The following is a 19,093-nucleotide window of genomic DNA, read 5'->3' as shown; positions in this document are numbered from 1 at the left end:
CACGGTTTAGCGAGTGCGATTACGCAGCAGGCTGTGCAGCTGGTTTAGCCGCTTCGTGTTTTACTGCTTTTTTGTGATGCTTTTTAGCAGCCTGAGCTTTCTGCTCTACAGCAGGTTTAGCAGCGGCTTTCTTGTGGTGTTTTTTCGCAGCCTGGGCTTTCTGCTCAGTTGGCGCAGCCGTAGTGGTGGTGGCGGCTGGTTTGGTTGCTGCTTTTTTGTGGTGCTTTTTAGCGGCCTGAGCTTTCTGCTCTACAGCGGCTTTCTTGTGTTTTTTGTGGTGTACAGTTTTTGCTGGCGCCGCTTTCGTGGTCGCAGCAGCAGCCGGAGCTGGGGTAGCAGACGTTGCAGCATCAGCAGCAAACGCAGCAGAAGACAGACCCATAGCAGCGGCAACAACCAGAGCTAATACTTTTTTCATTCTCATACCCTCGAATTTGGTTTCTCATTTAACCCCACTGCGGGGCCGTTGAAATAACTATATCCTTATGAATTCGAGGCTTCCGTGAGTCATTGGTATCGGCGTGTAACGGAATGTACAGCGCCGGGTACACGCCCCGGCGCCGGGGATTACAGATAGCGGGAGGTGAGGTGGTCACGGAAGTAGCGGCTGTTAAGATCTTCCCCCGTGGCCTGGGTAATCAGTTGCGAAGTGGTGAAGCGGCTGCCGTGCTGCCAGATGTTCTGGTTCAGCCAGTCAAACAGCGCCGAGAAATCACCCTCCGCAACAGAAGACTCCAGCCCCGGCAGCGCCGTTTTCGCCGCGCTGAACAGCTGTGCGGCATACATCGCCCCCAGCGTATATGACGGGAAGTAGCCAAAGCCGCCGTCGGTCCAGTGGATATCCTGCATACAGCCGTTGCGGTAGTTATCTTTTGTCGACAACCCAAGCCACGCCTGCATTTTCTCGTCCCACAGGGCCGGGATGTCGTCCACTTCGATTTCACCGTTGATCAGCGCGCGTTCAATTTCGTAACGCAATACCACGTGCGCCGGATAGCTCACTTCATCCGCATCAACACGGATATAGCCCGGTTTCACGCGCTGGTTCCAGGCGATGAAGTTCTCTTCACTAAACGCCGCCTGACTGCCAAAGCGGGCATGTACCGCCGGGAGCAAATGTTTCAGGAACGCATTGCTGCGGCCCAGCTGCATCTCGAAGAACAGGCTTTGGGATTCGTGGATGGCGGTGGAGCGCGCCAGAGCGACGGGCTGGCCGAGCCAGTTGCGCGGCAGATTTTGCTCATAGCGCGCATGGCCGGTTTCGTGCACCACGCCAAACAGGGCGCTCAGCAGCTCGTCTTCATCGTAACGCGTGGTGATGCGCACATCTTCCGGCACGCCGCCGCAGAACGGATGGGCGCTGACGTCGAGACGCCCGGCGTTAAAATCGAAGCCCAGCATTTTCATCGCTTCCAGCCCCAGCTCACGCTGAACGGCGGTCGGGAAAGGGCCTTGTGGCGGAACGAACGATTTTTGTGACTGCTTCTCTACCACTTGTGACAGCAGATCGGGCAGCCAGGATTTCAGATCGCCAAACAGCACGTCGAGGCGGGCGCTGGTCATGTCTGGCTCGAAGATATCAAGCAGAGCGTCGTATGGGGTGCAGCCCTTGGCTTCGGCACGCAGACGCGCCTCTTCACGGCTGAACTTCACCACCTCTTTCAGGTTGGCTGAAAAACCCTGCCAGTCATTAGCCGGACGCTGGGTGCGCCAGGCGTGTTCACATTTGCTCCCGGCGAGAGACTTGGCTTCCACCAGCGATTCCGGCAGCAGGGAGGCCTGCTGGAAATGGCGCGTCATTTCGCGCAGGTTGGCGCGTTCAACGTCATTAAGATCTTCACTTTCGGCAGCGGCCAGCCAGTCGCCCACTTTTTTATCCGTCAGAATTTGATGCTGTAACACGCTCATTTCCGCCAGTGCTTCCCCACGCGCCTGGCTCCCGCCCGGCGGCATCATGGCGAACATGTCCCAGCTGGCGATGGAGGAGAGATGGGAGAAACGGGAGAGACGCTGGAACGTGCGGGTGAGTTGTTGGTAGTTGTTGTTATTCATGAGGTCCTCGTGTCGGAATCGGGCGATGGTTCTGGCAATGTAACAGATATGCGCGTTTCTGACACGACGGTGAGGTAATCAACTATGAATATTCATCTCAGGGCGTATTCATGAATTTCAGTGCTGAATTTTGAAATATATATCCTGACGGGGGCGGAGCTTTTCGTGACCTGTAATAGGACTAAAACTCACCGCATTTTTCAGACTCAGTGCGGCGTAATAAAAAAAGGATGAGTATAAATGCCCATCCTCTCTCTTCGTGCGAGAAATTACTGCATTGCAGGATAATCCGTATATCCTTCGGCACCACCGCCATAGAACGTTGCCGGATCGGCATTGTTCAGCGGTGCCCCTGTTTTAATACGACGGGTAAAGTCTGGATTAGCCAAAATCATCTGGCCATAGGATTCCAGTTCAGCAAATCCGGACTCGACATCATCGCCGATGGCATCTCTGCTTTTGCCCGGGCGATTCAGTATCAACGATTGCGACCACAATGCCCGCAGCTCGCTAAGCAATTCCTCATTGCCCATATGCATAATATGCAGGTAGCTCAGTCCGAGTTTATTTAGCTCAGCCACCAGATAACGATAAAGCGCCGGGCCTTCTTCACCTTCATCAATACCCCAGATCTTGCTGCCCGGCGACAGACGGATTGCCGTTTTATCTGCACCAATCTCATCGGCGATGGCTGCAGTCACTTCCAGCGCAAATCGGGCTCGGTTCTCAATGGAACCGCCATATTCATCTGTGCGCTGGTTAGCGCTCGGTGCCAAAAATTGATGTATCAAATAGGCATTAGCACCGTGGATTTCCACGCCGTCTGCGCCAGCTTCCATCGCGCGTCTGGCTGCGTAACGAAAATCAGCCACGGTGCTGGCGATTTCTTCCGTTGTCAGTTCTCGTGGCACCGGAATATCCTGCATCCCGGTTGCTGTAAACATCTGTACACCGGGAGCAATGGCGGACGGCGCAACGCCCTGACGATGATGCGGGGTGTTGTCTGGATGATTCATGCGCCCGACATGCATAAGCTGAATGAACATATGTCCACCCTGATGGTGAACGGCTGAAGTGATAGTTTTCCAGCCGGCCACGTGCGCGTCGGTGTAAATACCCGGCGTCATCAAATATCCCTGTCCGTCATCGCTGGGCTGTGTCCCTTCTGCAATGATAAGACCCACACCGGCGCGCTGTGCGTAATATTCAACCGCAAGAGCACCCGGCGTGCCATCATATTCAGCACGGCTGCGAGTCATGGGGGCCATGACCAGGCGGTTGTTGAGCGTTAATTTCCCGAGTGTGAATGGGGTAAATATTTTATTCATTTTTCTTTTCCTATAGGCTGAAAAATAAAGGCGGTAAATTCCCTGAGATAATAAAAATAAACTAATTCAGCAGCTCGGCATGCTGAAGGAAAACGTAAAGGTAATAACGCTCAACGGATAAAGGGTGAGCAACAAAAAATATAAAAGTATCACGGCGCTTTCTGTGGGGATGATATACGCTGACGTATATTTCCACTGTTCATTTCACCACAGAAAGATTTTGTTGCTGGGTCAGTGGCCAACAGCGCAGTGTTTACTGGAAAGATTCCATTAATACCTGAACCAGTTTTTCACCCTGCGGTGTCGCCCAGCTTCCTGCCAGCTCAGCAATCAGCTGGTTCGTTGTGGTAAGCGTGATGCCATTCTTATCCATACGGCGCAGGGCGATGTCGTCGGCCATTTTGGTTGGAGAAGCACCGGCGTCCGCAACAACCTGCACGTCAAACCCGGCTGCAACCAGCGACAGCGCCGGGTATACCGTACAGACGTCGTTAGTTACGCCCGCAATAATCAGTTTTTTTCTGCCGGTTGCGTGAACGGCGGCGGCAAAGTTCTCATCGTCCATGGCATTCACAATGCCCATGCGTTTGATTCGTGCTTCAAATTCTTCTGGCAGAATGGATTTCAGTTCTTCAAGCAGCGGCCCCTGCGCATATTCTTCCATGCTGGAGGTAAGCACCACCGGCATATCCAGAATGGCGGCAGATTTAGCCAGCATCAGTGCATTGCGTTTAAGTTCGTCAAACGCCATCGATTTAGCCCAGCCCATCGTACCGACCTGATGGTCAATCATCAGCATGGCGGCATTGTCAGCGGTGAATTTTTCAAAGCTCATAAAGATAATCCTCTTTTGTGGTTAACTGACTGAGATAGCTAGTATTTATCAGAGTTTGTGCAGGTATCTCCTGCGAATGACTAAAGTATAGTACTGTTAATTTTTGGGATAAATAGCTAAAATCAGAATTAAATATTCCATCAATGGCACAATGAATATGGAACTTCTTAACCACATGTCCTACTTTGTCGAGGTCGTCAAAGCGCGCAGTTTTCGTGGCGCAGCTCAGGCTCTCGGCATGCCGAACTCCACGTTGTCCCGCAAAATAAATGAGCTTGAAAAGTTTATTGGCCTCAGGCTGTTACACCGGACGACGCGCAAGATTGAGCTGACTGAAGCGGGGCAGATCTATTACGAACGAAGCCGACGCATCATTGATGAAGCACGTCTGGCACATGAGCAGCTCGGTTCTCTCCTGGCTCAGCCACAGGGCATGCTGCGGGTCTCTTTGCCTGCCGATTTTGCGGTAGTTATTCTCGCACCGCTCATCAAAGCGTTTTCGGACTGCCATCCGGGGGTAAGCTTCGATTTTGATTTAACGCCAAGAAATGTCGATTTGGTTTCGGAACCCTATGATCTGGCGATTCGCATGGGTAGTTTGCCTGATTCCGGTCTTATTGCGCGAAAGCTCGGCTCGCTCCCTCGAAGCCTCTATGCCTCCCCGGCGTATTTACGTCGCAACGGCACGCCCGACAATCCTGATGAACTGACACATCATGAATGTATTGCTATGCGCCAGGATAAGCCCGGCCACTGGTTATTACAGCGTAAAGAAGACGAAATCAGCATCACGCCGACCGGGCGTTTTCAGATGAACAGCATTGGTATGATGCGTCGTTTTGCCGAGATGGGCGCTGGCATTGCAATCCTGCCGGACAAAATTGTCGAGGAAGAGGTTATCGATAATAAACTGACACGGGTTTTGCCTGACTGGCAGGCAGAAGAGGTCACCATTTATGCGCTGACTGAGACGCGTTTGTTACCTGCAAAAACTCAGGTATTCATTGAATTTCTGCGCGAGAAATTAAGCGAAAAAACGGACTGACAGAGAACAGTCTTCTTTTTTGCTTAATCTGAACCGAATGGCACAAACGGGAAGACGTCTCGCTGTACTAACCTGCACTATATTCGTCAACGTTTCATGGATCGCCAATACAGGAGCAGGTTGAATGTTGCGAGGTAAAAGAGCGGTTGTCACCGGAGGTGGCAGTGGGTTTGGTCAGGCATTGGTTGTCTGGCTGGCTCGCGAAGGGGTTGACGTGGAATTTTGCGCGCGGCGGCCAGAAGATATTCAGACAACCTGCGGTATCGTCTCAGCAGAAGGCGGGAAGGCAAGGGGCTATGTCTGTGATTTAACCCATGTGGCATCCATAGAAGAGTTCGCAGGGCTAATAACAAATTCAGATGCACCGGTCGATATCCTTATTCTCAACGCCGCACAATGGTTGTCCGGGGAATTAGAGGATCAACCCGCATCAGAATGCATTACTACCATTAGCTCTGGTCTTACAGGCTCGATTTTACTCACTCAGGCTTTACTTCCCTGCTTAAGACGTTCCAGCTCGGCAGATATTATTTCCATCATCTCAGCATGTGGTATTCCTGGCTTTACAGATTCAATTGCACATCCGGCATTTTTTGCGAGTAAGCATGGTCTGAGCGGTTTTACGCAGACGCTGTCACACCAGCTTGCGAAGGAGAATATTCGCGTCACCGGTCTGTATCCACCCGATTTTGAAATGACCGATTTAAATGAACTGCCGAATGGCACGGTTAAAATGGGTGAGGCGTTGTTGAACGGGCGTTCAATCTGGGAAGCGGTACGTTTTGTATTGATGCAGCCCCGAAGCTGCCATGTGAGTACCCTCTATTTTCAGGGACCTACGCGGGAGAATGTAGTACGCCGAAACGGATAATCCCAGGTTGTCATCTGTCTCTGCTTTTCATTCATCACTGCATGCATTTTACTTTTCACAGACCTGGCTGCGGGTGCCAGGCGCGGATATCAGCGTCATTTTGCAGCAGTAAACACAGCTGAACCTTCAAGTATTTCAATGATCAAATCGGCTGGAAAGATGATTTCAGTGGTCTGTCTCAGCTCTTCGATTGTCCACCAGTGGTGCTCGCGAATGACCTTCTTTTCATTGCTGCTCCATTCTGAGCGGTCGATATCTGATTGATCTGCATGAATAATAAAAAAACGCTCTTCGGCGAGAACAGTCTCCCCACTCGGCAGCATCATTTCGAAGGTTCTGGAGGCTATCTGCGGACCTGCTGAGTCTCTTGTCAGGCCCGTCTCTTCACGTAATTCGCGCAACGCAGCCTGCTCGAAAGATTCATTGTGCTCAAGCCCTCCGCCAGGCGTTGCCCAGTAGGTCTTTCCACGCAGAGCGTCATCGTTATGGCAGAAGCAAAAGAGCAAAACGCGATTCTCAGGCGAAAGAACGATTAACCGGGATGACGGGCGAGTGCGCACAAAGCCTCCTGAAATAACGTGTTAATCCCAACAACTCATAAAATATAGTAGCTATACATATACACTGAGTTACCAGGTAATACAGGTGGGACACTTTACAGGATAATCATTATGCACTCACATCCGTTACGTCAGATTATTGAATCTTGTGACAGAGCGATTTCCGCTAAAGACTTTGATTCTCTGATGGAGAATTACGCTGAAGATGCTGCTCTGGTGGTGAAGCCGGGATTAACCGTCACAGGTAAAGAGAATATCCGTAAAGCGTTTATTGCCATCTCTGATTATTTTCAGGATCAACTTATTGTTGAGCAGGGAGAGATGCAGGTGATCGAAGGGGGCGGCAATGCGCTCGTTATTATGGAAACCGTACTTCGCTTCCCTGATGGCAAGGGGGGAACGGTCGAAACCACACGTCGTGCGACCTATGTTTTCAGGCAGGAAACGGATGAGCGTTGGCTGTGTACAATCGATAATTCCTATGGCACCTCTCTGTTAGATCCTGAGACGGCCTGAAGAGAGGAGGGCAAAGTGAAGGGAACTCAACCCTCTCGCCCTGGCAGGTCTGCTATGAACGCCACCCGTCTGCAAAATGCGTACAGCGCGACGAATCAGAAAACCCTCGCGCTCTGGCGGGAAAACCCCGCTATCGGGGAAATCAGGAAAGAGCGTTACTACGATCCTGACAAACTGGCGCTTGCAACGGGCATACAGCCGGTATTGCCCGAGCCTGTGGTATGCCTCATTCGCGAACTGGAGCAACGCACGGAGGGCGATCGACTAGCCGATGTTCTTCCTGTCAGTAGCGTCCATTTTACTTTTCTGCCTCTGACTCTGCCGCTGTATGAGGAAAAGGAGTCGCTGCCGGAAAAAACAGGGCAGTTGACCGATATCTGGCGTGAATATCAGGGAAAGCACATTGTGATCCGGCAGCTAAGGCTGGTGGCACTGCCCAGTCAATTGCTGCTGGCTGGTATCCCCGATGATCCCGCCATTGCCCTGCGCCAGTCATTCTGCGAGAGCGTTTTAAATTCCCAATGGAAAGATGAACTGCTGCTGCGCCATACGGGCAGCCTTTTGCCCGCACCGTTCTGGCACAGCACACTGTTGCGATATAGCGCAGCGTTTTTACCCGCGGAACTGCGCGAGTTTTTTGTGCGACATCAGGCGGTTGATTTCGGTGACGTTTCGGGAGCGTTGGTATTAGCGAGAGTTAACTATAACTGGACTAAGCGCTTAATAAATAAGTTCGAATAATGTCAGTGGTTGAAAAATGTTTAACAACGAGCACTAGCAGATTGCTGATATCAGGTTATCGCATTCGTTATCTCTGGCAGCTTTAATACCAGGTGACAGGAATTTCAATGAGGATGAACGCCATGCTTCTGGAAAAACTGAAAGCACTTGAATGCACTCTTCATGGGATCAAACGGAACGACCTTGAATGGCTTGAGCACATACTTCATCCTGAGTTCAAGGAAATTACACGCTCGGGCGTCCTGGTGACTCGTGAGGAGACGATAGCGTCTCTGATGGGTGAAGAATGTGTCCCGGCCATTCTCAGCAACGACTTTCGGCTCATCAGCATTCGCGAGGATTTCGCCATCTTGCATTACAGGACGTTTCATCCGGATGGTAGTCGCGTTTCCCTTCGTTCATCGTGCTGGGCGCGTTCTGATAATGGGCAATGGAAGTTAGTTTTTCATCAGGGAACCCCGGAGCCGAAGAAAGTTTAGACGCGGAACAGTAAAGTCTGCTCTGTGCTAAGAGCAGCACTCAGGATGCTTTTTCATTTACTGTCATGATGAATGTGAGTGAACTTTCCCCCCGGTTCTCATAGAAATGTGGGACGTCGGTTCTGGCCGTTGCTGAACAGCCGGTATTCACCGAATACAGGTGCTCCTGTACGCCAAGCGTAAGCGTCCCCTGTTGTACATAAAACAGTTCAAGCGTTCCCTGCGGGTGACCGGGTGAAGCAAATTTTTCCCCCGGCTGCATTTCCCACATCCATAGCTCGGTCATATCGGGGCCGCCAGAACCTGCGAGCAGTCGTGCTCTTCCCCCTTTTTCGCCTTTCCAAAGCTCAGGGATCTCATCTTCAGCGATGAGATGCACGGTCGGTTTGGAACTGACATCAACAAAATCCGCTACTGAAACGCCCATCGCAGCAGCCAGGCGGCATAGCAGGGCGATGCTGGGATTTGCCCTGCACCCCTCAATCTCAACCAGAGCCCCCTTACTGACGCCCGCCCGGCGGGACAGCTCATCGAGTGATATTTTCTTTTGCTTACGGTAAAGCTTAATCCGCTGCGATACGGCTTCGTTAACGGTATTCACAATCGCATTTGGATCGGTCATTAAATTGACTTTTTTGGTCATTGGTCATTATCATGGAATAAATTGGTCATTACAGGATTATCACGTGTTCATTGTCTCTCCGTCAATTGCCCCAGAGGTTTATGGTATCGCCCCCGGTTTCCGGGCCCTGAGTATCTGTGTACAGGCCGCCCCGGTACGTAACCCGCGCGTTGGTGAAACCGCTCTGAAAGAAGCCTGCGAAGCCGTTCTGGCTGGAACCCCTGCCTGGGCTGAAGCACATTTGGCCGCGTGGGCAGAAGTGTTTCAGGGATTTGGTGCCAGGCCAAAACGCACGCCGTGCTCAGCTGATGCGCTGCGTAAACGCGTTCTTCGCGACGGCGCAATGCCCGCTCTTGATCCGGTCGTGGATCTCTATAACGCCGTCAGCCTGAAGTATGCCGTTCCGGTTGGGGGAGAAAATATCGCTGCCTATCAGGGGGCGCCACGGCTGGTTGTGGCAAAAGGTACAGAACCTTTTGATACCGTCAAAGAGGGTGAACCCACAGTTGAATATCCTTCTCACGGAGAAGTTATCTGGTGCGATGATGCCGGAGTGACCTGCCGCCGCTGGAACTGGCGACAGGGGATCAGAACTCGCCTGAGTGCGGACGCGCAGCAAATGTGGTTCATCCTGGAGAGTCTGCCGCAGATGCCCCTGGAGAAGCTTCATGAAGCCGGGAAGATGCTGACAGACGGTCTTGAAGAAATGATGCCGGGTGTAAGGATTGACGTGGCTTTTATAGAAGATGCTAAACAGCCCGCTCCAGGTTTATGACATCTGTTTCGCCCTGACAGCGCGACCCCGTATAATGCCGCACAACTTACCGTTATAACGACAGTGACCGCGCCTATGAATCTCAATCGCTTCTGCTACTTGCTCCTCATCGTTTCCGCGATCGGAAGCTCGTTTACCGCCCATCCTATTGTCAGCTGGCTCTTGCTCGCCAATGTGCTTACGCTGGTGATCTATGGCGTGGATAAAACGGCGGCGCGCAAGGGCTGGCGCAGAGTGCCGGAATCTACATTGCTGGTGTTTGGCCTTGTGGGAGGATGGCCCGGCGCGATGGCGGGCCAACAACTCTTCCGCCATAAAACGCAAAAGCAGCCATTCAAAACCAGGTTCATCGTCAGTGTGATTGTGAATGTCTCAGCGCTGGTGGCGGTATATCAGCTTTCCCATTTGTCGCTCGTTTGAAGCATAACCGTCAGTGCAGACGTTTATGCAGGCTCGTACCCACCAGCAGCGCGGCGCACAGCATCAACGCAATAAATCCTCCGACACCATTCCAGCCATAGTTGTGCCAGAACAGGCCGCCGAGAGTCCCGGCGATGCTTGAGCCCAGGTAGTAGCTAAACAGATACAGGGATGACGCCTGGCCTTTGGCGCGACGGGCGCGCGGGCCGATCCAGCTGCTGGCGACAGAGTGCGCGGCGAAGAAACCAGCGGAGAAGAGCAGCATTCCGGCGAAAATGACCCACAGGGAAGAGAGCAGTGTCAGCAGCAGGCCCGCGAGCATTACCCCTGTCGAGACCAGCATCACCGGCCCTCGACCGAAGCGTGCGGTCATTGCGCCTGCTTTCGGCGAGCTCCAGGTGCCGGTGAGATAGGCCACGGAGAGCAGGCCGACAAAGGCCTGGCTAAGATGCCATGGCGAGAGCATCAGGCGATAGCCAATATAGTTAAACAGGGTGACGAACGACCCCATCAGCAGGAAGCCCATCAGGAACAGACGCGGCAGACCCTGGTCGCGCCAGTGCAGGCGAAAGTTGATAAACAGCGTTTTTGGCCGCAGGGAAGTAGGGCGAAAATGGCGTGAGGCCGGCAGGATACGCCAGAACATCAGCGCTGATGCCAGGGCAAAGCAGCCAATCACCGCAAGCGCGATGCGCCAGTTAAACAGATCCGTGAACACCCCGCTCAGCAGACGTCCGCTCATGCCGCCAATCGAGTTCCCGCTGATGTACAACCCCATCGAGAAGGCGACAAAACTCGGGTGGATCTCTTCGCTGAGATAGGTCATTCCGACCGCCGCCACGCCGCTCAGGGACAGCCCAATCAGAGCGCGCATCACCAGAATCCCGTGCCAGCTGGTCATCATTGTCGAAAGCAGGGTACACACTGACGCGAGCAGCAGCGCGGTCACCATCACCGGTTTGCGTCCGATGGCGTCGGAGAGCGGGCCGGTAAACAGCAACCCGACCGCCAGCATCCCGGTTGAGATCGACAGGGAAATACTGCTGCTGGCGGGAGAGACGCCAAACTCATGAGAGAGAACCGGCAGGATCGGCTGCACGCAGTACAGCAGGGCGAAAGTCGCGAGACCGGCGGAAAACAGCGCCAGCGTGACGCGCATAAATTGGGAAGTACCACGTTTGATAAACTGGTTCGGCGCGGGTGCTGCGGGTAAATCATCAATGTCGCTTGCCGGGGCGATATCAACGGTAGATGTACGACTCACACTCATTCCTTGCTTAAACATCCCCGTGATTTCTGGTGACGGGTATGACCACAAGATCAGAGTAGGAAATTGTAAATATTCTGTCTAATATATTAATAATCTCAAATGATACGTTAAACATATGAATATCGAGCTGCGCCATTTACGCTACTTTATCGCTGTTGCTGAAGAACTCCATTTTGGCCGGGCGGCCGCGCGGCTGAACATCTCCCAGCCGCCCCTGAGCCAGCAGATCCAAATCCTTGAGCAGCAGGTTGGCGCACGTTTGCTGGCCCGCACCAACCGCAGCGTCAGCCTGACGGAGGCGGGAAGACAGTTTCTGGCCGACAGCCGACAAATACTGAGCCTGGTCGATGACGCCGCCGCGCGCGCCGAACGTCTGCATCTGGGCGAAACGGGCGAACTGCGCATCGGATTTACCTCGTCGGCGCCGTTTATCAGCGCGGTGTCGGATACCCTGTCGTCGTTTCGCCGCCATTACCCCGATGTGCACATTCAGACGCGCGAGATCAATACGCGGGAGCAGATTGTCCCGTTGAATGAAGGTTCGCTGGATCTGGGGCTGATGCGCAACACCCATCTGCCAGATACCCTGGCCTGGGAAGTGATTCTGCGCGAGCCGCTGCTGGCGATGATTCCTCGCTATCACCCGCTGGCCGAACTGGACTCGGTAACGCTTGCCCAGCTGGCGCAGGAACCCTTTGTCTTCTTCGACCCTCATGTCGGGACCGGGTTGTACGACGACATTCTGGGCCTGATGCGCCGCTACGGGCAGGCGCCGGTGATCACCCAGGAGGTGGGCGAGGCGATGACGATAATCGGTTTAGTTGCGGCGGGGCTGGGGGTATCGATTCTTCCGGCGTCATTTAAACGCGTGCAGCTTAGCGAAATGCGCTGGGTGGCGATTGCCGAAGAGGATGCCGTCTCTGAGATGTGGCTGGTATGGCCAAAACACCATGAACAGAGCCATGCGGCACAGCGTTTCAAAAACCAGCTGATTGCAGCCTCAAAGCGGCCAATAATGGCCTGAAAAAGGGCGAAAAATGTGCGGCAAATCACATGGCTAAGTTTAAATTTGACGATTGCCTGCGAAGTGCTTCACCATAGCCCAAAGTTTATTTCGAAGCGCGAAAATAAGGATGTAAGAGGTGGTTGCTGATAGTCAGCCAGGACATATTGATCAAATTAAGCAGACCAATGCGGGTGCGGTGTATCGCCTGATTGATCAGCTTGGCCCGGTCTCGCGTATCGATCTTTCCCGACTGGCGCAGTTGGCGCCAGCCAGTATTACCAAAATAGTGCGTGAAATGCTGGAAGCGCATCTGGTTCAGGAGACGGAAATCCAGGAGCCGGGCAGCCGTGGCCGTCCGGCGGTGGGGCTGGTGGTGGAAACCGAAGCCTGGCACTACCTGTCGATTCGTATCAGCCGCGCGGAAGTGATTCTCGCCCTGCGCGATCTGAGCAGCAAGCTGGTGGTGGAGGACCGTCTCGAACTGCCGCTCCAGTCAGAGCAAACCCTGCTTGAACGCATCATTGCTCATATCGATCAATTTTTTATTCGCCACCAGCAAAAGCTGGAGCGGTTGACGTCCATTGCGATCACCCTGCCGGGAATTATTGATACGGAAAATGGAATCGTCCACCGCATGCCGTTTTATGACGACGTCAAAGACATGCCGCTGGGTGAAGTGCTGGAGAATCACACCGGCGTACCGGTCTATATTCAGCATGACATCAGCGCCTGGACGATGGCCGAGGCGCTGTTTGGTGCCTCTCGCGGCGCGCGTGACGTGATTCAGGTGGTGATTGACCACAACGTCGGGGCAGGCGTGATTACCGATGGCCGCCTGTTACACGCCGGGAGCAGTAGCCTGGTGGAAATTGGTCATACGCAGGTCGATCCCTACGGCAAGCGTTGCTACTGCGGCAACCACGGCTGTCTCGAAACCATCGCCAGCGTCGAAAGCGTAATGGAGCTGGCGCAGCTGCGTCTTAGCCAGTCGATGAGCTCGTCGTTGCACGGCCAGCCGCTGACCGTCGAGTCTTTGTGCGGCGCGGCGCGGCAGGGCGATCTGCTGGCGAAGGACATCATTACCGGTGTGGGCAATAACGTCGGGCGTATTCTGGCGATTATGGTGAATCTCTTTAATCCGCAAAAAATCCTGATTGGCTCGCCCCTGAATCAGGCCGCCGAGATCCTGTTCCCGGCGATTTCTGACTGCATTCGTCAGCAATCCCTTCCGGCCTACAGTAAAAATATGGTGGTCGAGAGCACGCAGTTTTCCAATCAAGGCACCATGGCCGGTGCCGCGCTGGTGAAAGATGCCATGTATAACGGTTCGCTATTGATCCGCCTGCTGCAGGGATAACTCTTTTTCGCTGATCTCATAAAAATTGCGCTATCTCAATCTGGACCGACGGCGCATACCTTAGACTCACTCCACTGAATTATTTACTTAGTTTATATTTTCAAAGCATATGCCCAAAAGGTGGAGTGAGTGATGCTTAAGCGTTTCTTTGTAACGGGTACTGATACTTCTGTCGGTAAGACGGTGGTGTCCCGCGCTTTGCTGCAGGCCCTGGCGGCAGGCGGTAAGAGTGTGGCAGGGTATAAACCGGTCGCGAAAGGAAGTAAAGAGACGCCAGAAGGACTACGCAATAAAGATGCGCTGGTGCTGCAAAGTGTCTCAAGCCTTGAGCTGCCTTATCAGGCCATCAACCCAATCGCGCTGAGTGAAGATGAAAGTAGCGTCGCACACAGCGGTCTTATCAATTATTCCCTGTTGTCCAACGGGCTGGCGAACCTCAGTGATAGCGTCGATCACGTGGTGATCGAAGGCACCGGCGGCTGGCGCAGTCTGATGAACGATCTGCGTCCGTTATCGGAGTGGGTGGTGCAGGAACAATTGCCGGTGCTGATGGTTGTCGGTATTCAGGAAGGGTGCATTAACCACGCGTTGCTGACCGCGCAGGCCATTGCTAACGATGGTTTGCCGCTGATTGGCTGGGTCGCTAACCGCATCAACCCGGGTCTTGCCCATTACGCCGAAATCATCGACGTGTTGAGCAAAAAACTGCAGGGACCGCTGGTGGGTGAACTGCCGTATCTGCCGCGCGCTGAGCAGCGCGATCTGGCGCGTTACATCGATCTGTCGATGCTGGACAGCACCTTCTCCGTTGAGAAGGTCGTCGCGTAACGTCGAAACCGGGCAGCAGTCCTGACTGCCCGGCTATTATCCGCAGTATTTTACGTGTCGCTGTGAATATTCAGTGCACGACGGGTTCGCCCTGAACTCAGATACTCCGCAATATAATCCTGCGAAATCTCACCGTTATAACGCCCCTCTTCATCTACGATCGGCATCCAGCTGGTGTTGCTCTCATACAGACGCGACAGAACAACGCGCAGGTTGTCTTCCGCTTTGCCCGTCATTCGGAACGGATGCAGCATGTCTGCGCAAGAGCCAGTGGCGTGACGCGCTTCGCGGCGCTTCACAAAGCCCAGCGGTTTGCCGTTGCCATCCACCACGGTGATGGCGCGGATGTCGTTGTCATCCATGGTAGCAAACGCCTCCGGCAGGGGGGTGGATTCGCGCACGGTGATCGTCGGCTGTTGATCCGTAACGTCACCCGCCGATACCAGCAGCAGGCGTTTCAGGGTGCGGTCCTGGCCGACGAAAGAGCCAACAAATTCATTCGCCGGTTTTGCCAGCAGTTCATCGGGGCTGGCGCACTGCACGATACGGCCCTGACGGAACACGGCGATACGGTCACCGAGCTTCAGCGCTTCGTCAATATCGTGGCTGACCAGCATCACCGTCTTTTTCAGTTTGCGCTGCATCTCCAGGAACTGGTTCTGGATCACCTCACGGTTGATCGGGTCTACCGCACCGAAAGGTTCATCCATCAGCAGTACCGGAGGATCCGCCGCCAGGGCGCGAATCACGCCGATACGCTGCTGCTGGCCGCCGGACATTTCGCGCGGGTAGCGGTTGAGGAATTTATGCGGGTCCATCGCCACCATATCCATCAGCTCTTCAGCACGCGCTTTGCTGCGTGCCTTATCCCAGCCCAGCATGCGCGGCACCACGGTGATGTTCTCTTCGATGGTCATGTTCGGGAACAGACCAATCTGCTGGATCACGTAACCGATATTGCGGCGCAGGGTGACGGTATCCATCTCATTGGTATTTTCGCCGTTAATCAGAATAGTGCCGCTGCTCGGGGTAATCAGGCGGTTAATCATCTTCAGCGTGGTGGTTTTACCACATCCTGACGGCCCCAGCAGGACACACATTTCCCCTTCAGGAACGTTCAGGTTAACGTTGTCGACGGCCTTAAAGGTCTGGCCATTTTTCTGTGAAAATTGTTTGGTGAGGTTTTCCAGTTTTATCATTATCGAATCCCCTTCGGAGTCAGCACGACCTGCAGGCGATGGAGCAGCCAGTCGAGCACAATAGCTAAAAGACAAATCATTAAGGCACCGGCAATCAACATGCGAATGTCGCTTCCGCCGATACCGTTCAGCAACAGCAGCCCCAGACCGCCCGCGCCAATCACGGCGGCGATAGCCATGACGCCGATATTCATCACCACGGCAGTACGAATGCCGCCGAAAATCACCGGCAGGGCCATTGGGATCTCCACCCAGCGCAGGCGCTGCCAGAAGGTCATGCCGATTCCGCGTCCGGCTTCACGCAGACCAGGCGGCAGGCTGTCGAGCGCGGTGTGGGTGTTACGCACAATCGGCAGCAGCGAGTAAAGGAATACAGCGGTAACGGCGGGCAGGGCGCCAATACCCTGACCGATCAGCGAAAAGAGCGGAATCATCAGGCCGAAAAGGGCAATCGACGGAATGGTCAGAACGATGGTCGCGATGCCCAGCACCGGCGTCGCCAGCCATTTATGGCGCACGATCAAAATGCCCAGCGGCACGCCGGTCACAATCGCCAGTCCGACGGCTAATGCCACCAGCCACAGGTGCTGAAAGGTGAGGGTTAATAAATAATCCCAGTTATCAATAATGTAGTGAATGGTCTCCATAGCGCCTCCTTACAGCAGCTGCTTGCTACGCAGGAAATCACGGGCGACCTGCTGCGGTGACTGATGGTCGATATCAACCTTTTTATTCAGCTCGGTGATAACGTCGTTATTGAGCTGGCCGGAGAGGGTATTGAGCGCCTCTTCCAGACCAGGGTTGGCCGCAAGGGTGTCTTTGCGCACCACCGGCGTGACCGCATAGCTCGGGAAGAAGCCTTTATCATCTTCCAGCACTTTCAAATCGAAGCCTTTTACGCGCCCGTCGGTGGTGTAGATTAGGCCCGCATCGACAAAACCGTCGCGCACGGCGTTATACACCAGACCAGGGTCCATCTGGCGGATTTGCGGACGGTCCAGTTCCATCTGATAGGCTTCCTGCAGCGGCTTCATGCCATCGCTGCGCCCGGCGAATTCCAGGTCTAAGCCCAGTAGCCAATTGTTGTCCGGATCGGTTTTGCGGATCTGCTCAATTTTGGCCACCATCTCGGACATCGTGTTGATGTGCTCGGCTTCGGCGCGTTTACGTTGCATGGCGAACGCGTAGGTGTTGTTCATATCCGCCGGTTTAAGCCACACCAGACCGTGTTTCGCGTCCAGGCGTTTCACCGTGTCGTAGGACTCCTGCGGCGACATGCGTTTGTTGATGTGGTTAAAGATAATCAGCGACGTCCCGGTGTACTCCCACGTCATATCAATCTGCTTGTTGATCATCGCATTCCGGGAAATGACCGTCGCGATATTGGTTTGCGGCTGAACCTGAAACCCTTTCTTTTGCAGATACTGTACGGTCATGGCAGATAAAATATGCTGCTCGGTAAAGCTCTTGGTCGCCAGAATCAGCGGTGCGGCCTGGGCCTGGCTGACCAACAGCGCGGCGGTAAACAGGGCCGCCAGGCGTGAAGACAGTCTCATACTTGCTCCTTGTTATTGTTATCGTGCGATATGTGGGCTCATCAGACGGCCCAGTGCAGCCAAAAGCGTATCCAGAATCAGCGCGAAGAGCGCCGTGGCCGCCGCACCCAGAATCAGGGTCGGGAAATCGTTCAGATAGATGCCGGGGAAAATCAGCTCGCCGTAGCTGCTGGCACCGATCAGGAAGGCCAGCGGTGCGGTACCGACGTTAATCGCCGTGGCGATGCGGATGCCGGAGAGCATCACCGGCCAGGCGTTTGGGATCTCCACCTGACGAAGGCGCTGCCATTTGGTCATCCCGATACCGTTAGCGGCTTCGAGCAGTGAGGCGGGAACCGAGCACAATCCGGCATAGGTGTTACGCACAATCGGCAGCAGCGACGCCAGGAACAGGGCGATAATCGCCGGTTTGTCACCGATGCCGAGTACCACCATCGCCAGGGCCAGAACCGCCAGCGGTGGCAGGGTGTTGCCGACGTTAAAGATTTGCATCACGTATTCGGCGGTGCCACGCGCGGCCGGGCGGCTCAGTAATATTCCGCTCGGGATCCCGACTAACAGGGCAAAGAACATGGAAGAGAAAACTAAAATCAGGTGCTGCTGACCGAGATACAGCAGGTCAACCTGGCGCGCTTTGATCGTATCCAGCCCAATTCCCCAGGCGAGGAGAGCGAGAACTGCAATAATCGCGCCGATGAAAAGCAGCGTTCGTGTCAGTAATGATGAGTGCATTGCGGTGTGTCTCCCTGTGCGCATGCGTTATAGCAACCCATTGATTGCCTGTTGTTATGCCATGTTTCGGCAGGGGTACATGACCTATAGCAAGCGATTGGGAAGGGTTCCAGCGGCAGAGAAAATCAGTTCGGGGAAGATGGCAATGTAAACAGGGTGTTACGCCTTATGGAGTAAGGCCTCAGAGGATGCGGGCAGAATAGTCCTAAAGGTAAAACTTAAGAAGTGACACCGTCACAAATGAGGGGTTTCGCACGGCAGGAGAAGTGCCGTGCGAAGATACGATTAGCGATACAACGGTTTGTCGGCGACCGGGATTAACAGGGAGGATTGCCAGCTGGCCAGCGTCTGGCGGGCAAGCTGAGCAAGGCCGACGTAAAACGGATGACCGGCTTCTTCAATGAATACCGTCAAAAAGCGCTGGCTCCACGGCAGCAAATGCCATGCCAGGAGTTGATCGCGCTCGGCGTCGCGTCCATTTTCGGCAAGCCAGGCGGCCAGCATCAGCAGCGTGCCGAAATGGTCTTCCGGCTCGTTTTGCTGTACCTCAAAAGCGATGGCGTTTTCCCGCATCCACTGGCGCAGGGCCAGCGTCGAATCGCCAAACAGCACCGATTCACGATCGAGCCACACGGAACCCCACGGCGGCGCAGGCAACGCCCACGGGCCGATGAACAGACGCTGCCAGGCATCCGCCAGCGGCTCGTCGGTGGTGGTGCGCAAGGTCTCAGCAATGGGCCGTAAATCGTCCTGCGCCAGTGGCCAGTCCAGGTGCCATTCGCTGGTGGTCAGCGCTGACACCAGCGGAGCGGCCTGCTCGCTGTCGGGTGAGAAATAAAACAAGGCTCCCAACACCCGGGCACTCAGTGCGAAAGATTCGCGCGGTAACACTTCATTCATA

General features: G+C 54.2%; 22 protein-coding genes. 10 read left to right on the top strand and 12 right to left on the bottom strand.

The features are described 5' to 3' along the window. Positions 1-19: 19 nt before the first annotated feature. The 4 genes from asr to DAI21_RS16425 form a co-directional block, all read right to left on the bottom strand. Positions 20-418, bottom strand: coding sequence for an acid resistance repetitive basic protein Asr (gene asr, locus DAI21_RS16440; protein ID WP_095281884.1), 399 nt, complete (start codon positions 416-418; stop codon positions 20-22). A 149-nt stretch (positions 419-567) separates the two neighbouring features. Continuing rightward, entirely contained in the window at positions 568-2,052 is a 1,485-nt protein-coding gene (locus DAI21_RS16435; protein ID WP_100780324.1) for a carboxypeptidase M32, read from the bottom strand. A 269-nt stretch (positions 2,053-2,321) separates the two neighbouring features. Further along, positions 2,322-3,380, bottom strand: coding sequence for an alkene reductase (locus DAI21_RS16430; protein ID WP_107703659.1), 1,059 nt, complete (start codon positions 3,378-3,380; stop codon positions 2,322-2,324). Between the two features lie 253 nt (positions 3,381-3,633). Next, entirely contained in the window at positions 3,634-4,215 is a 582-nt protein-coding gene (locus DAI21_RS16425) for an isochorismatase family protein (protein WP_107703658.1), read from the bottom strand. 157 nt (positions 4,216-4,372) lie between these two features. Between DAI21_RS16425 and DAI21_RS16420 the strand changes: the two genes are divergently transcribed. Both DAI21_RS16420 and DAI21_RS16415 read left to right on the top strand, forming a co-directional pair. Continuing rightward, entirely contained in the window at positions 4,373-5,260 is an 888-nt protein-coding gene (locus DAI21_RS16420; protein ID WP_107703657.1) for a LysR family transcriptional regulator, read from the top strand. Between the two features lie 124 nt (positions 5,261-5,384). Then, positions 5,385-6,131, top strand: coding sequence for an SDR family oxidoreductase (locus DAI21_RS16415; protein WP_107703656.1), 747 nt, complete (start codon positions 5,385-5,387; stop codon positions 6,129-6,131). 95 nt (positions 6,132-6,226) lie between these two features. Here DAI21_RS16415 and DAI21_RS16410 read toward each other — a convergent pair whose 3' ends face one another. Then, positions 6,227-6,691 (bottom strand): NUDIX hydrolase, encoded by a 465-nt coding sequence (locus DAI21_RS16410; RefSeq protein ID WP_107703655.1) that lies wholly within the window; start codon positions 6,689-6,691, stop codon positions 6,227-6,229. 111 nt (positions 6,692-6,802) lie between these two features. Between DAI21_RS16410 and DAI21_RS16405 the strand changes: the two genes are divergently transcribed. From DAI21_RS16405 to DAI21_RS16395, 3 genes are all read left to right on the top strand, one after another. Next, complete coding sequence (locus tag DAI21_RS16405; RefSeq protein WP_107703654.1) at positions 6,803-7,207, top strand: SgcJ/EcaC family oxidoreductase; 405 nt, start codon at positions 6,803-6,805, stop codon at positions 7,205-7,207. Positions 7,208-7,261: 54 nt separating this feature from the next. Then, positions 7,262-7,948: a hypothetical protein gene (locus DAI21_RS16400; RefSeq protein WP_107703653.1), complete on the top strand. Its 687-nt coding sequence runs from the start codon at positions 7,262-7,264 to the stop codon at positions 7,946-7,948. A gap of 113 nt (positions 7,949-8,061) precedes the next feature. Continuing rightward, on the top strand, positions 8,062-8,427 hold the full coding sequence (locus DAI21_RS16395) for a DUF4440 domain-containing protein (RefSeq protein ID WP_370447033.1): 366 nt from the start codon (positions 8,062-8,064) through the stop codon (positions 8,425-8,427). Positions 8,428-8,467: 40 nt separating this feature from the next. Here the strand turns inward: DAI21_RS16395 and DAI21_RS16390 are convergent, their stop codons facing one another. Then, complete coding sequence (locus DAI21_RS16390; RefSeq protein WP_107703652.1) at positions 8,468-9,070, bottom strand: helix-turn-helix domain-containing protein; 603 nt, start codon at positions 9,068-9,070, stop codon at positions 8,468-8,470. Positions 9,071-9,113: 43 nt separating this feature from the next. Between DAI21_RS16390 and DAI21_RS16385 the strand changes: the two genes are divergently transcribed. Beyond that, entirely contained in the window at positions 9,114-9,824 is a 711-nt protein-coding gene (locus DAI21_RS16385) for a B3/4 domain-containing protein (RefSeq protein ID WP_107703651.1), read from the top strand. A 75-nt stretch (positions 9,825-9,899) separates the two neighbouring features. Further along, positions 9,900-10,244, top strand: a complete 345-nt coding sequence (locus tag DAI21_RS16380) for a DUF1294 domain-containing protein (protein ID WP_107703650.1) — start codon at positions 9,900-9,902, stop codon at positions 10,242-10,244. A gap of 10 nt (positions 10,245-10,254) precedes the next feature. Here DAI21_RS16380 and DAI21_RS16375 read toward each other — a convergent pair whose 3' ends face one another. Beyond that, positions 10,255-11,508 (bottom strand): MFS transporter, encoded by a 1,254-nt coding sequence (locus DAI21_RS16375; RefSeq protein WP_107703649.1) that lies wholly within the window; start codon positions 11,506-11,508, stop codon positions 10,255-10,257. 121 nt (positions 11,509-11,629) lie between these two features. On the opposite strand from DAI21_RS16375, the gene DAI21_RS16370 reads away from it, so the two are divergent. The 3 genes from DAI21_RS16370 (at position 11,630) to bioD (ending at position 14,705) form a co-directional block, all read left to right on the top strand. Further along, a complete protein-coding gene (locus DAI21_RS16370) occupies positions 11,630-12,538 on the top strand; it encodes a LysR family transcriptional regulator (RefSeq protein ID WP_107703648.1) in 909 nt (302 codons plus the stop codon). Between the two features lie 118 nt (positions 12,539-12,656). After that, the gene (mlc, locus tag DAI21_RS16365) at positions 12,657-13,877 is read left to right on the top strand and encodes a sugar metabolism global transcriptional regulator Mlc (RefSeq protein WP_100780286.1); all 1,221 of its coding nucleotides are present in this window, start codon (positions 12,657-12,659) and stop codon (positions 13,875-13,877) included. A gap of 132 nt (positions 13,878-14,009) precedes the next feature. Beyond that, a complete protein-coding gene (gene bioD / locus DAI21_RS16360; protein WP_100780285.1) occupies positions 14,010-14,705 on the top strand; it encodes a dethiobiotin synthase in 696 nt (231 codons plus the stop codon). A gap of 50 nt (positions 14,706-14,755) precedes the next feature. On the opposite strand, the gene osmV is transcribed toward bioD, so the two are convergent. The 5 genes from osmV to dmsD all read right to left on the bottom strand — a co-directional run bounded on the left by osmV (position 14,756) and on the right by dmsD (position 19,092). Beyond that, entirely contained in the window at positions 14,756-15,904 is a 1,149-nt protein-coding gene (osmV, locus tag DAI21_RS16355; RefSeq protein ID WP_102103638.1) for an osmoprotectant ABC transporter ATP-binding protein OsmV, read from the bottom strand. Then, on the bottom strand, positions 15,904-16,551 hold the full coding sequence (gene osmW, locus DAI21_RS16350; protein ID WP_100780283.1) for an osmoprotectant ABC transporter permease OsmW: 648 nt from the start codon (positions 16,549-16,551) through the stop codon (positions 15,904-15,906). Before osmW ends, osmV begins: the two co-directional genes overlap by 1 nt. A 9-nt stretch (positions 16,552-16,560) precedes the next feature. Next, positions 16,561-17,460: an osmoprotectant ABC transporter substrate-binding protein OsmX gene (gene osmX / locus DAI21_RS16345; protein ID WP_102103640.1), complete on the bottom strand. Its 900-nt coding sequence runs from the start codon at positions 17,458-17,460 to the stop codon at positions 16,561-16,563. Positions 17,461-17,478: 18 nt separating this feature from the next. Further along, complete coding sequence (osmY, locus tag DAI21_RS16340) at positions 17,479-18,192, bottom strand: osmoprotectant ABC transporter permease OsmY (RefSeq protein WP_100780281.1); 714 nt, start codon at positions 18,190-18,192, stop codon at positions 17,479-17,481. 285 nt (positions 18,193-18,477) lie between these two features. Next, positions 18,478-19,092, bottom strand: a complete 615-nt coding sequence (gene dmsD / locus DAI21_RS16335) for a Tat proofreading chaperone DmsD (protein WP_107703647.1) — start codon at positions 19,090-19,092, stop codon at positions 18,478-18,480. Between the last annotated feature and the right edge of the window lies 1 nt (position 19,093).

It is taken from the genome of Lelliottia sp. WB101, from assembly GCF_003051885.1.
In the GTDB taxonomy this organism is placed as follows: domain Bacteria; phylum Pseudomonadota; class Gammaproteobacteria; order Enterobacterales; family Enterobacteriaceae; genus Enterobacter; species Enterobacter nimipressuralis.
Note: the sequence above shows the minus strand (reverse complement) of the source record. Positions and strands in the feature narration are given on the sequence as shown.

What these genes read in the sequence shown, in the direction of transcription:
- osmV (WP_102103638.1), bottom strand. Translation starts at nt 15,904, where the DNA reads ATGATAAAACTGGAAAACCTCACCAAACAATTTTCACAGAAAAATGGC.
- asr (WP_095281884.1), bottom strand. Translation starts at nt 418, where the DNA reads ATGAAAAAAGTATTAGCTCTGGTTGTTGCCGCTGCTATGGGTCTGTCT.
- dmsD (WP_107703647.1), bottom strand. Translation starts at nt 19,092, where the DNA reads ATGAATGAAGTGTTACCGCGCGAATCTTTCGCACTGAGTGCCCGGGTG.
- DAI21_RS16430 (WP_107703659.1), bottom strand. Translation starts at nt 3,380, where the DNA reads ATGAATAAAATATTTACCCCATTCACACTCGGGAAATTAACGCTCAAC.
- bioD (WP_100780285.1), top strand. Translation starts at nt 14,010, where the DNA reads ATGCTTAAGCGTTTCTTTGTAACGGGTACTGATACTTCTGTCGGTAAG.
- osmW (WP_100780283.1), bottom strand. Translation starts at nt 16,551, where the DNA reads ATGGAGACCATTCACTACATTATTGATAACTGGGATTATTTATTAACC.
- DAI21_RS16425 (WP_107703658.1), bottom strand. Translation starts at nt 4,215, where the DNA reads ATGAGCTTTGAAAAATTCACCGCTGACAATGCCGCCATGCTGATGATT.
- DAI21_RS16380 (WP_107703650.1), top strand. Translation starts at nt 9,900, where the DNA reads ATGAATCTCAATCGCTTCTGCTACTTGCTCCTCATCGTTTCCGCGATC.
- DAI21_RS16395 (WP_370447033.1), top strand. Translation starts at nt 8,062, where the DNA reads ATGAACGCCATGCTTCTGGAAAAACTGAAAGCACTTGAATGCACTCTT.
- DAI21_RS16370 (WP_107703648.1), top strand. Translation starts at nt 11,630, where the DNA reads ATGAATATCGAGCTGCGCCATTTACGCTACTTTATCGCTGTTGCTGAA.
- DAI21_RS16435 (WP_100780324.1), bottom strand. Translation starts at nt 2,052, where the DNA reads ATGAATAACAACAACTACCAACAACTCACCCGCACGTTCCAGCGTCTC.
- DAI21_RS16415 (WP_107703656.1), top strand. Translation starts at nt 5,385, where the DNA reads ATGTTGCGAGGTAAAAGAGCGGTTGTCACCGGAGGTGGCAGTGGGTTT.
- DAI21_RS16390 (WP_107703652.1), bottom strand. Translation starts at nt 9,070, where the DNA reads ATGACCAAAAAAGTCAATTTAATGACCGATCCAAATGCGATTGTGAAT.
- osmX (WP_102103640.1), bottom strand. Translation starts at nt 17,460, where the DNA reads ATGAGACTGTCTTCACGCCTGGCGGCCCTGTTTACCGCCGCGCTGTTG.
- DAI21_RS16400 (WP_107703653.1), top strand. Translation starts at nt 7,262, where the DNA reads ATGAACGCCACCCGTCTGCAAAATGCGTACAGCGCGACGAATCAGAAA.
- DAI21_RS16405 (WP_107703654.1), top strand. Translation starts at nt 6,803, where the DNA reads ATGCACTCACATCCGTTACGTCAGATTATTGAATCTTGTGACAGAGCG.
- osmY (WP_100780281.1), bottom strand. Translation starts at nt 18,192, where the DNA reads ATGCACTCATCATTACTGACACGAACGCTGCTTTTCATCGGCGCGATT.
- DAI21_RS16420 (WP_107703657.1), top strand. Translation starts at nt 4,373, where the DNA reads ATGGAACTTCTTAACCACATGTCCTACTTTGTCGAGGTCGTCAAAGCG.